The sequence below is a fragment of the Brevundimonas sp. M20 genome (assembly GCF_006547065.1).
GTDB lineage: Bacteria > Pseudomonadota > Alphaproteobacteria > Caulobacterales > Caulobacteraceae > Brevundimonas.
This window is the reverse complement of the sequence record NZ_CP041243.1, coordinates 3,011,313-3,023,493: the sequence shown is the minus strand read 5'-3', so window position 1 is coordinate 3,023,493 and position 12,181 is coordinate 3,011,313. Positions and strand designations below refer to the sequence as shown.

The 12,181-nt window shown below is 67.5% G+C and carries 9 protein-coding genes and 1 tRNA gene; 4 read left to right on the top strand and 6 right to left on the bottom strand.

Annotation, left to right across the window (positions count from 1 at the left end; all coding sequences use genetic code 11):
• Nucleotides 1-34: 34 nt before the first annotated feature.
• Nucleotides 35-304, bottom strand: coding sequence for a hypothetical protein (locus FKQ52_RS14880; RefSeq protein ID WP_205750790.1), 270 nt, complete (start codon nt 302-304; stop codon nt 35-37).
• Nucleotides 305-494: 190 nt separating this feature from the next.
• On the opposite strand from FKQ52_RS14880, the gene FKQ52_RS14875 reads away from it, so the two are divergent.
• A complete protein-coding gene (locus FKQ52_RS14875) occupies nt 495-1,055 on the top strand; it encodes a type 1 glutamine amidotransferase domain-containing protein (RefSeq protein ID WP_141627895.1) in 561 nt (186 codons plus the stop codon).
• Between the two features lie 62 nt (nt 1,056-1,117).
• Here FKQ52_RS14875 and FKQ52_RS14870 read toward each other — a convergent pair whose 3' ends face one another.
• Entirely contained in the window at nt 1,118-1,369 is a 252-nt protein-coding gene (locus FKQ52_RS14870; protein WP_141627894.1) for a hypothetical protein, read from the bottom strand.
• A gap of 196 nt (nt 1,370-1,565) precedes the next feature.
• Nucleotides 1,566-1,642: transfer RNA gene (locus FKQ52_RS14865), tRNA-Met, on the bottom strand.
• Nucleotides 1,643-1,841: 199 nt separating this feature from the next.
• Here FKQ52_RS14865 and FKQ52_RS14860 point away from each other — a divergent pair.
• Nucleotides 1,842-3,068, top strand: a complete 1,227-nt coding sequence (locus FKQ52_RS14860; protein ID WP_141627893.1) for a PQQ-dependent sugar dehydrogenase — start codon at nt 1,842-1,844, stop codon at nt 3,066-3,068.
• A gap of 147 nt (nt 3,069-3,215) precedes the next feature.
• Here the strand turns inward: FKQ52_RS14860 and dapD are convergent, their stop codons facing one another.
• From dapD to argB, 3 genes are read right to left on the bottom strand one after another with little or no spacing between them, the layout of a single operon-like run.
• Complete coding sequence (gene dapD, locus FKQ52_RS14855) at nt 3,216-4,073, bottom strand: 2,3,4,5-tetrahydropyridine-2,6-dicarboxylate N-succinyltransferase (RefSeq protein WP_141627892.1); 858 nt, start codon at nt 4,071-4,073, stop codon at nt 3,216-3,218.
• Nucleotides 4,070-4,732 (bottom strand): pyrimidine 5'-nucleotidase, encoded by a 663-nt coding sequence (locus tag FKQ52_RS14850; protein ID WP_141627891.1) that lies wholly within the window; start codon nt 4,730-4,732, stop codon nt 4,070-4,072. Before FKQ52_RS14850 ends, dapD begins: the two co-directional genes overlap by 4 nt.
• Nucleotides 4,729-5,658 carry an acetylglutamate kinase gene (gene argB, locus FKQ52_RS14845; protein ID WP_168196877.1) on the bottom strand — a complete coding sequence of 310 codons (930 nt, stop codon included), beginning with the start codon at nt 5,656-5,658 and terminating at the stop codon, nt 4,729-4,731. Before argB ends, FKQ52_RS14850 begins: the two co-directional genes overlap by 4 nt.
• Nucleotides 5,659-5,734: 76 nt before the next feature.
• On the opposite strand from argB, the gene FKQ52_RS14840 reads away from it, so the two are divergent.
• A complete protein-coding gene (locus FKQ52_RS14840; protein WP_141627890.1) occupies nt 5,735-5,920 on the top strand; it encodes a hypothetical protein in 186 nt (61 codons plus the stop codon).
• 131 nt (nt 5,921-6,051) lie between these two features.
• Nucleotides 6,052-12,096, top strand: a complete 6,045-nt coding sequence (locus FKQ52_RS16840) for a M10 family metallopeptidase C-terminal domain-containing protein (protein ID WP_304580230.1) — start codon at nt 6,052-6,054, stop codon at nt 12,094-12,096.
• Nucleotides 12,097-12,181: the final 85 nt, after the last annotated feature.

The following is a 12,181-nucleotide window of genomic DNA, read 5'->3' as shown; positions in this document are numbered from 1 at the left end:
AACGCCTGGATGCTCGCCGGTTGCCGATGCGGCATCACGCCATCGCCGCTTGCCGACCGGTATTCAGCATCAGCGGCCGATCCTCGTGCTCCACGGGCGCCAGAACCACGAACCGGGCCGCCCGCTCGCCGCCGCGCAGCCGCAACTCAAGCTCCACATCAATCCCGCCCTTGGCCAGCTTCAGGGCCAGTTCCCGCGCGGCGTCCTCCGCCGCCCGCCCGCTGGCGAACATCATGGGGTTGTCGATGTCCTCGACATTCACCGTCCAACCCCCGTCCACGGGTTCAACGATGACCTTCTGCATGATCTCCCTCTCGCGTTTCGAAGGACCCCTCGTCCTTCGGGCGAGCGATTTGGGAGCGGCGCCGCGGGGGTCAAGGGGGAGTAGCATCTCACGTCCGCTCGAGCCCGATGGCCGCCAATCCGGTCAGGATACGGAACCGGCTGCGGCGGGCGCGGTTGGCGCACCTGTTCCCGATTACAGGAGACGCCTCATGGCTTCGAACACTCTCGCCGGAAAGACCATCGCCGTCCTCGCCACCGACGGCTTCGAACAGGTCGAACTGACCAAACCGGTGGAGGCCCTGAAGGCGGCCGGCGCCACGGTCGAGATCGTTTCGCCCAAGGCCGGCGAAATCCAGGGCTTCGAGCATCATGACAAGGGCGACACGGTTTCGGTGGATCGCACCCTCGAAAACGCCAGCGCGGGCGACTACGCTGGTCTGGTCCTGCCGGGCGGCGTCATCAATCCCGACGCGCTGCGTCTGGAAGACAGCGCGATCCGCTTCATCAAGGCCTTCACCGATGCGGGCAAGCCGGTCGCCGCCATCTGTCACGGCCCGTGGACGCTCATCAACGCCGGGGCCGTCAGCGGGCGCAAGATGACGTCCTGGCCCTCGCTTCAGGCCGATCTCGAAAACGCCGGCGCCGAATGGGTCGATCAGGAGGTGGTCGTGGATAACGGCCTCGTCACGTCCCGCAATCCCGACGACCTTCCGGCCTTCTGCGCCAAAATGGTCGAGGAATTCGCCGAAGGCCGACACGACGCGGCCTGACCGGGAAATGGGGCCCGAGGCACACGTCGGCGGCGGCTCCGTCAGGAGCCGCCGCCAATCGGTCAGGGAACGCCCGGGTCGGCGGGTTCGTAGCAGTTCATGGCGAGTCGGGGGTTGGGACATTCCCAGAACCCGGGTGAGGTTTCGCTCGGCGATACGAACACACAACCCGCATTCAGCATGCAGGCCTCATAGTCATTCGTCACAGCGGTGCGTGTGAGGTTGTCGATTCGGTTGGGTGTGGCCGTATTGGCCGGAACTGCGATGCTCGAGAGCAGCAAGGCGGTGGCGGAGATCATGGCGGTCTTCAGCATGTAGTCCTCCTGTAAGCGAGCCGGAAAGGCTCGATTGCAACTTGAGGTGCGACGCGCGTCTGCGTCAAGCTGTATAGTCAAGCTGGCGTGCGACACACGCTGCGAGCGCCTGCCGCTCGTCCGCCATATGTTACGCGTGTCTTGCCTCAGCGGGTTGGCGGATGGAGGCCTTCCGCCTCTATTGCCGAAGAAAAAGTGGTGGCTGGAGGCGGGCTCGAACCGCCGACCTGTGGGTTATGAATCCACCGCTCTAACCAGCTGAGCTACCCAGCCCCGATTTCTCGAGTCCCGGCGGGAACTGGTCTGACCGCCGGAAGAGGCGTGCCTATAGAGGCGAGACGGGGCGGGATCAAGTCGCTTCGAAACACAGAGGCGTCGGGGCGATCCGCCGCATCCCCGTGACGGCCGTTTCGGGGAACTGTAACGAGAGCTGCGCCGTTTCGCGGCGAACCGTTTTCGCCGGAGTCTGACCATGCGCCTGATCGCCCTCGCCGTCACTGTTTCCGCCCTCGCCATGGCCGGCGCCTGCGGGGCCACGGGGCAGGACGCCCCCGCCGCCCGGTCCGGCGCATCGCTGGAAACCCGTCCCGCTAACAACCCGTCCCAGCAGCCGGCGACTGGTGACCAGACCCGCGCCCCCGCCGTCCGCACCGAGGCGGCCCTGACGCACACGGTCGTGGCCTCGGGCCTGCAGAACCCGTGGGGCCTCGCCCTGCTGCCGGACGGCCGCTGGCTGGTGACGGAAAAGCCGGGCCGTCTGCGCATCGTCACCGCTGACGGCCGGGTCAGCGAACCCGTGGCGGGTCTTCCGGCTGTCTCGGCGCGCGGGCAGGGCGGTCTGCTGGACGTCATCGTCGGCCCGACCTTCGCCCAGGATCGCCTGATCTACTGGAGCTACGCCGAGCCCCGCGAAGGCGGCAACGCCACCTCCGTCGCCCGCGCCCGCCTGTCGGACGACGGGACACGTCTGGAGAACGTGCAGGTCATCTTCCGCGCCCTGCCGGTCTATGACGGCGACAAGCATTTCGGCTCGTCGCTGGCTTTCGCCCCGGACGGCAAGCTGTTCATCACCCTGGGCGAGCGCTCCGACCGCCCCATGCGTCCGCAGGCCCAGGATCTGGCCTCGCACATGGGCAAGACCATCCGCATCAACGCCGACGGCTCGGTCCCGTCCGACAACCCCTATGTCGGTCGTCAGGGCGCCCTGCCCGAAATCTGGTCGCTGGGTCACCGCAACGTCCAGGGCATCGCCATCACCCCGACCGGCGACGTCTGGACCATCGAGCACGGCACGCGCGGCGGCGATGAGCTGAACCTCGACCGCGCGGGGGTGAACTACGGCTGGCCGATCATCGCCTATGGCGTCGAGTATGCGGGCGGCGCCATCAATGAGGGCGTCACCGCCCGTGAGGGTCTGGAGCAGCCGGTCTATTACTGGGACCCGGTCATCGCGCCGGGCGGCATGGCCTACTATGACGGCGCCATGTTCCCGGGCTGGCGCGGCAACCTGCTGGTGGCGGGGCTGAAGGAGAAGCGCATCTCGCGCCTCGTGCTTCAGAACAACCGCGTGGTCGGCGAGGAATATTTGCTGACCGATCTGGGCGAGCGTGTCCGTGACGTGGCCGTCGGCCCCGACGGCGCCGTCTGGGCCATCACCGACGAGGCGAACGGCAAGCTGGTCCGCCTGTCGGCGCAATAAAACGCAAACGCCTCCGGCCGGTGCGTCCATTTTTGACGCATCGGCCTGCTAGGCTGTGCGGCTCTGGTCTTTGACAGCCGAAGCCGCCCCGAAACCTGCGCCAGAAAATGTGCACTAAAGTGCACTCAAAAAAATATTGAGTGGCGTTCAGTCGCGCAGCAGCTCGTTCACGCCGGTCTTGGCGCGGGTCTGGGCGTCCACGCGCTTGACGATGACGGCGCAGTACAGGCTCGGCCCGCCCTTCGGGTCCGGCAGGCTGCCCGGCACCACGACGCTGTACGCCGGGACCTCGCCGCGGAAGATCTCGCCGGTCTCGCGGTCCACGATCTTGGTCGAACCCGACAGGTAGACGCCCATGGCCAGAACCGCGCCCTCGCGGACGATGACGCCCTCGGCCACCTCGGCGCGGGCGCCGATGAAGCAGCCGTCCTCGATGATGGTCGGATTGGCCTGCAGGGGCTCCAGCACCCCGCCGATGCCCGCGCCGCCCGACAGGTGCACGTTCTTGCCGATCTGGGCGCACGATCCGACCGTGGCCCAGGCGTCGACCATCGAGCCTTCATCGACATAGGCGCCGATGTTCACGAATGACGGCATCAGGATCACGTTCTTCGCGATGTAGGCGCCCCGGCGGGCGATGGCGCCGGGCACCGAGCGGAAGCCGGCGTCCTGATAGTCGCTGGCGGTCCAGTCGCCGAACTTGTTGGGCACCTTGTCCCAGAAGGGGCCGACGCCCGGCGCATGGCTGGTCGGGCCACGGTCGCCGGCGCGCATGATCTGGTTGTCGTTCAGGCGGAACGACAGCAGCACCGCCTTCTTCAGCCACTGGTGGGTCGTCCAGACGCCGTCCTCGCCGCGCGAGGCGACGCGGGCCTGTCCCGAGTCCAGCAGGGTCAGGGCCTGCTCGACGGCGTTGCGCACTTCACCGTGGGTCGAGGCCGAGACGTTGGCGCGGTCGTCCCACGCAGCTTCGATGACGGCTTCCAGATGGGTCAGGTCGGTCATGCGGCGGCGTCCTTGAAGGTCAGGTCGGTCAGGAAGTCTGTCAGATCGGGGGCGATGTGGTCGATATGGTCGCCGAGCGGCTTTCCATGGCCGTCCCCGATCAGGACGGTGGTCATGCCCAGCACCTTGGCGGGCTCAAGGTTCTTCGGCGTATCCTCGAAGAAGGCCGCCAGCCGGGGCTCGAAGCCGAAGCGTGCGATCACCTTGCGGAAGGTGGCGGGGGCCGGCTTGGGCGTCAGGTCGGCGTCCTCGATGGCGAACAGGCCGTCGAAGCGGTCGGCCACGCCCAGCCGATCCAGCACCCGGCCCGCGTACTCGCGCGCGCCGTTGGTGAAGACGATCTTGCGGCCCGGCAGGCGGCGCAGCTGCGCGGCCAGCGCCGGATTGGGCTCAAGGCTGTCCATGGGCACGTCGTGGACGTCGTGCAGGAAGTGTTCGGCGTCGATGGTGTAGTTGGCCATCAGCCCGGCCAGGGTCGTGCCGTGCTCGTCAAGGAACTGGCGTTGCAGCACGCCCGCCTCCTCGGGGTTCAGGCCGACGGCCTCGACGACGTAGGCGTTGATCCGGGCCTGGACCAGCCGCATCAGCCCCTGCTCCCGCGGGTACAGGGTGTCATCCATGTCGAACACCCAGGTGTTGACGTGCGACAGGTCGATCAAGACGCCTTCACCAGGGTGCCCGCCCCGTACTCGGTGAACAGCTCCACCAGCATGGCATGGGGGCGGCGGCCGTCCAGGATGACCACGGCCTCGACGCCCGCCCGGACCGCGGCCATGGCGGTCTGCAGCTTGGGGATCATGCCGCCGGTGGCGACGCCGTCCTCGATCAGCCGCGAGGCCTCGCCCACCGACATCTGCCGGATAATCTCGCCGTCCGCGCCCTTCACGCCCGGCACGTCGGTCAGCAGCAGCATCCGCTTGGCCTTCAGTTCACCGGCCAGGGCGCCCGCGACCGTGTCGGCGTTGACGTTATAGGTCGCCCCGTCCGCGGCCACGCCGATCGGAGCCACGACCGGCACCCAGTCGTCGGTCTCCGAGGCGATCAGCCCCTTGATCAGCTTGGCGTCCACCTTTGTCGGGTCGCCGACGAAGCCCAGATCGACCTCGTGCTCGATCATGCTGTCGGGATCGCGCTTGGTGCGACGGGTCTTCTCGACCGTCAGCAGGCCCGCGTCCTTGCCCGACAGGCCCACGCCCCGAACGTCCGCTTCCTTGCCCGCCACGGTGATCCAGTGGGCGATCTCCTTGTTGACCGCCCCGGACAGGACCATTTCGGCCACCGCCATGGTGTCGGCGTCTGTCACGCGCAGGCCGTCGACGAAGTTCGACTTCACCCCGGCCTTGTCCAGCATGGCGCTGATCTGCGGCCCGCCGCCGTGCACCACGACCGGGTTCACGCCCATCAGCTTCAGCAGCACGACATCGGCGGCGAACTGCTTGGCCACGGCGACCTCGCCCATGGCATGGCCGCCGTACTTGATGACGACGGTCTCGCGGTCATAGACCTGAATATACGGAAGGGCCTCGGCCAGCGTCTTCGCCGTGGCCCAGCCGCGTTCCTCGGATTGCCGTTCGATCTCGTCCATCACGAGCGGCTCCCTAATGCCAAGGCCGCGCCCTGTCATCATGAAACCGGACGGCGGGGCCGTCGTTTGCTCTTCCATGAACCCGCACGACATTGACGATAGAGACCTGACGCCGACCGATCCGGTGGATCCGGCGTCGCTCCAGCACCCGGATGCGACGCTGTGTCCGGAGTGCGCGGGGACGGGCGCGCTGGCCGACGGCGAGGTCTGTCCTGTCTGCGAAGGGACGGGAAAGGCGACCGGCCGAACGGGCGGCGGCTGAGTTCTCACAACCAGAGATTGGCGTCGGGGCGTTGCTCACTGTCAGTTGAAAGAACGTCGCACGCTGGCGCTTGTCGTTTCAGCGCGCGGCGTTAGGTTGACCGCTTTCCTATTCCGGTCTGGGGTCCCAGGATGTTCGACAGTTTCAGCAACCGCTTTGGCGGCGATCAATCGGGACGGTTCGCCGAAGACCTGAATTTCGGGGGCGGGCTGGGCTCCGCTGACGATACGAGCGCTACGTCGTCGAACGACTCGTTCGGCGCCATCGCCAGCTACCAGGTGTGCGGTTGCTGCGCGCGCTTCCATGGCGTGGTCTCCAACGGTGAAGGCGGCCTCGGCGCGATCCTGAACAGTGATGATCGCGGCGGTTCAGGCCCCAACGACAAGCCTTCGCTCACGCCCGGGGGCGCCGGCGAGCAGATCACCCGCTCCAACACCAGCTGGGCCGCCGGCCTCGGTCAGGCCGCGACGGTGACCTTCGCCTTCCGCGCCTCGGTCACCACCATGCCGACCGACACCACGGGCTTCAGCCAGTTTTCGGCCCAGCAGATCTCCGTGGCGATCCAGTCGCTGCAGGCCTGGTCGGATGTGGCGAACATCACGTTCACCCGCGTGACCGACGCCGGTAGCCAGTACTCGAATAACGCCACCATTCTGTTCGGCAACTACGCCTCCGGCCAGGACGGTGCGGCGGCCTTCGCCTATCTGCCGGGCGCCATGCCCGGTCCGACCGGCGCCAATGCCGTTCAGGGCGACGTCTGGATCAACAGCTCGCTCAGCTACAACGCCAGCCCGATCCTCTATGGCTACGGCACCCAGACCCTGCTGCACGAGATCGGCCACGCCATCGGCCTCAGCCACCCGGCCACCTACAACGCCTCGGCCGGCGTCTCGATCACCTACTCGGCGAACGCCATCTATTTCGAGGACTCTCGCCAGTACACGGTGATGAGCTACTTCAGCGAGCGGGAAACCGGCGCTGACTTCCGCCTCAACGGCACGGGTCAGACCTACTATGCCTCGGCGCCGTTGCTCGACGACATCGCGGCGGTCCAGCGTCTGTACGGGGTCAATACGACCACCCGGACCGGTGACACCGTTTACGGTTTCAACTCGAACGCCGGTCAGCCGTGGTTCTCGGTCACCACGGCGGGCAGTCCGCTGATCTTCGCTGTCTGGGATGCCGGGGGTATCGATACCTTCGACTTCTCCGGCTACTTCCAGAATCAGGTTATCGACCTGCGTCAGGGCGCGTTCTCCAATGTCGGCGGCATGGTCGGCAACGTCTCGATCGCGGTCGGTGTGACCATCGAGAACGTGATCGGCGGCTCGGGCGCGGACACCATTCGCGGCAACTCGGCCGACAATATCATCCGGGGCGGCGGCGGCGCGGATGTGATCGACGGCGGTCTGGGATCAGACACCGTGGTCTTCACCGGGGCGCGCGCTGACTACACCATTACCTGGAACGGCCAGGTCGGCACCGTGACCGCGAACGGTCTGCCGCCGGTGACCATCACCAACGTCGAGTTCCTCCAGTTCTCGGACCAGACGATCGCGGCCGCCCCGACGGGTGGTCTGGTGGTCGGCGGCGATCTCACCAATGAGACGATCAACGGCTCCGCGCTGGGCGATACGCTCGGCGGCCTCGGCGGCAATGACACCATCAACGGTCTGGTCGGCGATGATTATCTCGACGGCGGCAGCGGCAATGACAATCTGAACGGCGGCGAAGGCAATGACATCCTCATCGGCGGTCTGGGCGACGACGCCCTGAACGGCGGCGCCGGCAACGATACGGCTGACTATTCGGGTGCGGGGGCCAGCATCACGGTCGACCTCGCCCAGGGGCTGGCCGGCGGGGGCGCCGGGTCGGACACGCTGGTGAGCGTCGAGAACGTCACCGGCACCGCCTATTCCGACACCATCACCGGGGATGCGAACGCCAACATCATCCGTGGCGGCGGCGGGGTCGATACGCTGAACGGCGGCGGCGGCGACGATCAGCTGTTCGCCGGCGCGCCCGGCATTTCCGGCGGCGCGCCGGACGTCGTGAAGGATCGCTTCACCGCCAACGCGACCCAGCAGACGGCTGTTTCGCTGACCGGCACGTTTGACCTGGGCGCTCGCGCCGGTGTGGCCAACGCCGGCACGGTGCCGCACTCCACCGTGGTGGCGACGACCCATGGCGGCCTCGAATATTACGCCTTCACCGTCAATGAAGGGGGCGCGGCGATCGTCATCGACATCGACAACGCCAACTTCGATTCGACCTTGCGCCTCTTCAACGCCGAGGGGGCTGAGGTGGCCTCGAACGACGACGACGCCTCCGACGGCGGGGCGGCGACCGATTCACGGCTGACCTACACCGTGACCACGCCCGGCACCTACTACATCCAGGTCGGAGAGTACGCCTCGGGCGGCGGCGTGGGCGGCTTCGGGACCACGGCGCCGGCGGCCGGCGGCACATACACCCTGCACGTCTCCGTGCCGGGGCAGCCGGTGCAGCCGCTGATCGAGGCCGGCGGGACCCTGAACGGCGACGCGGGCAATGACGTGCTCACCGGCGGCGTCGGACGTGACACCCTGAACGGCGGCGCCGACAATGACACCCTGAATGGCGGCCTGGGTGATGACGTCATGAACGGCGGCGACGGCCTCGATACGGTCGTCTATGCGGGTCTTCGGTCGTCCTACACCATCAGCACCTCGAACGGCGTCACCACCATCACCGGCCCTGAGGGCACGGACACCCTGACCAATGTGGAGCGCCTGCAGTTCTCCAACGGCCTGTTCGATATCGCCGGCAATCCGGTCCAGGCGTCGGAACCGATCGAAGGGACTGCGAACGCCGACACGCTGAACGGCACATCGAACGATGACGTGATCAACGGCCTGGCCGGCGACGATGTCATCAACGGTGGTCTGGGCAACGACACCATCAACGGCGGCGACGGCATCGACACCGCCGTCTTCAGCGGCACGATCGCCCAGTCCGGCGTCTCGACCAACGGGCCGACCACCACGGTCACCGGTCCGGACGGCACGGACACCCTTACGAACGTCGAGTATCTGCGGTTCACCGACGGCACCCTCATCGTCGGCGCCGGCGGCGGGCAGTTGTTCACCGGTACGGCGAATGCGGACAGCCTCACCGGCACCGCCTTCAATGATGAGATCAACGCCGGCGCCGGCGACGACACGGTCAACGGCGCGGCGGGCAACGACGCCATCAACGGCGGCGACGGCGACGACGTCATCACCGGCGGCGCGGGCAATGACACGATCAACGGCGGCGCGGGCACGGACACGGCGGTCTTCAGCGGCACGATCGCCCAGTCCACCATCAACCAGATCCCGTCGGGCGCCTGGCAGGTGGTCGGTCCGGACGGCACGGACATCCTGAGCCAGGTCGAGTACCTGCGCTTCGCTGACGGCACCCTGATCGTGGGCGCGGGCGGCGGCCAGTATTTCGCCGGCACCGCGAACGCCGACACCATCAACGGCACGGCCTTCAACGACCAGATCGAAGGCGGCGCCGGCGCTGACGTCATCGACGGCGCTGCGGGCAATGACGCCATCAACGGCGGCGACGGCGACGATGTGATCACCGGCGGCGCCGGTTCGGACACCATCAACGGCGGCGCGGGCGCCGACACCGCGGCCTTCGCGGTCGGCGGCGTGTCCTACAGCGTGACGTCCAGCGGCGGCACGGTCACCGTGACCAGCTCGGATGGCGTCGATACCCTGACCAACATCGAGCGCCTGCGCTTCGCCGGCGTCGAACTGGCGGTCAGCGCCCTGGGCGGGATCACCCTCATCGGCGCCAATGCCGGCGAGACCCTTAGCGGTGCGGCCACCAATGACCGCCTGTACGGTTTCGGCGGCAATGACACCCTGAACGGCGCGGACGGCGACGATGTTCTGGCCGGCGGTGCGGGCGCGGACGTCCTGAACGGCGGCGCGGGCAGCGACACCGCGGACTATTCCGGCGCGACGGCGGGCGTCACGGCGCGGATCGACACCCAGTCGGCCTCGAACGACGGTGACGGCGGCGCCGACACCTTCACCTCGATCGAGAACATCACCGGCTCGGCCTTCAACGATCTGTTGGTCGGCGACGCCGGGAACAACATCCTGTCGGGCGGTCTGGGCCGTGACGTCATCATCGGCGGCGCCGGCGACGACACCATTTCCGGCGGCGGCGATGTGCCGAACGAGCTGTACGGCGGTTTGGGCAACGACACCTACATCGTCGAACACCGCTCGGACTCGATCGTCGAAAGCGCGGGCGAGGGCTACGACACCATCCGGTCGTCCCTGTTCCAGATCAACATGGCCGCCAACATCGAGGAACTGGTCTATACCGGAACCGGAACCTTCACCGGCGTCGGCAACGCCCAGAACAACGTGATCCGCGGCGGCGCCCTGCGCGACACCCTGATCGGCGGGGCGGGCGATGACGTCCTGTACGGCGGCGCAGGCGCGGCCAACGAGCTTTATGGCGGCGTGGGTGACGACACCTACATGCTCGATGTGGCCGATACGGTCATCGAGAACGCGGGCCAGGGAATCGATACCGTCATCACCGCGACCCTGACCGGCTACAACCTGGGCGCCAATATCGAGAACCTGACCTACACCGGGACGGGCAACTTCACCGCTGGCGGCAATGCTCTGGACAACGTCCTGACCGGCGGCGTCGGCGATGACATCCTGCGCGGCCGCGGCGGCGCCGACACCCTGATCGGCGGCTCCGGCAATGACACCGCCGACTACAGCCTCGCGGCGGGCGCGGTGACGGCCCGTCTGGACACCAACACCGCCTCCAACGACGGCGACGGCGGCGTGGACACCTTCCAGTCGATCGAGAACCTGACCGGTTCGGCCTTCAACGATCTGCTGATCGGCAATGGGGGCGCCAACGTCCTGTCGGGCGGCGCGGGCCGTGACGTCATCATCGGTGGCGCCGGCGACGACACCATCTCCGGCGGCGGTGATGTGCCGAACGAGCTCTACGGCGGCACGGGCAACGACACCTACATCGTCGAGCACCGCTCGGATTCGATCGTGGAGCTGGCCGGTGAGGGCGTCGATACGGTCCTGACCGCCCTGTTCCAGGTGAACCTGTCGGCCAATGTCGAAAACCTCACCTACACCGGGACGGGAACCTTCACCGGCGTCGGCAACGCCGGCGGCAACACCATCCGCGGCGGCGCCCAACGCGACGTTCTGTTGGGGCTGGGCGGCAACGACATCCTGATCGGCGGTTCCGGCGCGGCCAACGAGCTCTACGGCGGCGACGGCGACGACTATTACATCCTGCAGGTCGCCGACACGGTCATCGAGGCCGCCGGGGCGGGCAACGACACCGTCGACGCCCGTATCCTGACCTACACCCTGGGCGCCAATGTCGAGAACCTGATCTTCGGCGGCACGGGCAATTTCACCGGCACGGGCAACAGCCTGAACAACCTCATCGTCGGCGGCGCGGGGGATGACGTCCTGCGCGGCGGTGGCGGCAATGACACCCTCCAGGGCGGGCTGGGCAACGACACCGTCGTGCTTGCCGGCACGGCGGGTCAGTACACCATCACCGTCGAGGGGGCGGGCTACCGCGTCGTGGACAATACTCCGGGTCGCGACGGTTCGCTGCTGCTGAGCAGCATCGAGACCCTGCGCTTCGGCGACGGCTCGACCCAGACCCTGACGTCCCCCATCCCGGGCGCGCCGGAAGCGGCGACCGTCACGGGCAAGGACATCCATGGCGATCACTTCGTCCTGCCGGCTCTGGAGGATGACCTGTTCGTCCTGCCGACCCTGGCGGGCGACAAGGAGGCCGAGGCGGGCCCGCAAACCCTGCCGGCCCTCGCTGCTGACAAGATCCTCGAGGTCGGGCCCCAGGTCCTGCCGGGAATGGCGGGCGAGAAGGTCGTCGAGGCGGGGCCGCAGGTGCAGCCCGTCTCGCATGATGACTTCCTCGTTTCCGGCGGCGACGAGCCGCTGGTCCTGCCGGGCCAGCCGGACGAAGACGTGTTCGGAAGCGACTTCGTCAAGCTGCCGACGGTCTCCCTGTGGTCCGACGATCCGCTGGTGATCCAGGGACCGCACGGGCCGCAGCTCCTGCAGGCAGAGCATCTTCCGGACGGTTTCAGCGCCCACGACCCCTGGGCCTGAAGCGGGTAATGCGGGAGCATCGCTCCCGCCTTGTCCACTCCGGTCGCCGATCCGGATTCACGCCCGACGGACCCGTACCGTCGGG

What these genes read in the sequence shown, in the direction of transcription:
- FKQ52_RS16840 (WP_304580230.1), top strand. Translation starts at nt 6,052, where the DNA reads ATGTTCGACAGTTTCAGCAACCGCTTTGGCGGCGATCAATCGGGACGG.
- FKQ52_RS14840 (WP_141627890.1), top strand. Translation starts at nt 5,735, where the DNA reads ATGAACCCGCACGACATTGACGATAGAGACCTGACGCCGACCGATCCG.
- argB (WP_168196877.1), bottom strand. Translation starts at nt 5,658, where the DNA reads ATGGACGAGATCGAACGGCAATCCGAGGAACGCGGCTGGGCCACGGCG.
- FKQ52_RS14860 (WP_141627893.1), top strand. Translation starts at nt 1,842, where the DNA reads ATGCGCCTGATCGCCCTCGCCGTCACTGTTTCCGCCCTCGCCATGGCC.
- FKQ52_RS14880 (WP_205750790.1), bottom strand. Translation starts at nt 304, where the DNA reads ATGCAGAAGGTCATCGTTGAACCCGTGGACGGGGGTTGGACGGTGAAT.
- dapD (WP_141627892.1), bottom strand. Translation starts at nt 4,073, where the DNA reads ATGACCGACCTGACCCATCTGGAAGCCGTCATCGAAGCTGCGTGGGAC.
- FKQ52_RS14875 (WP_141627895.1), top strand. Translation starts at nt 495, where the DNA reads ATGGCTTCGAACACTCTCGCCGGAAAGACCATCGCCGTCCTCGCCACC.
- FKQ52_RS14870 (WP_141627894.1), bottom strand. Translation starts at nt 1,369, where the DNA reads ATGCTGAAGACCGCCATGATCTCCGCCACCGCCTTGCTGCTCTCGAGC.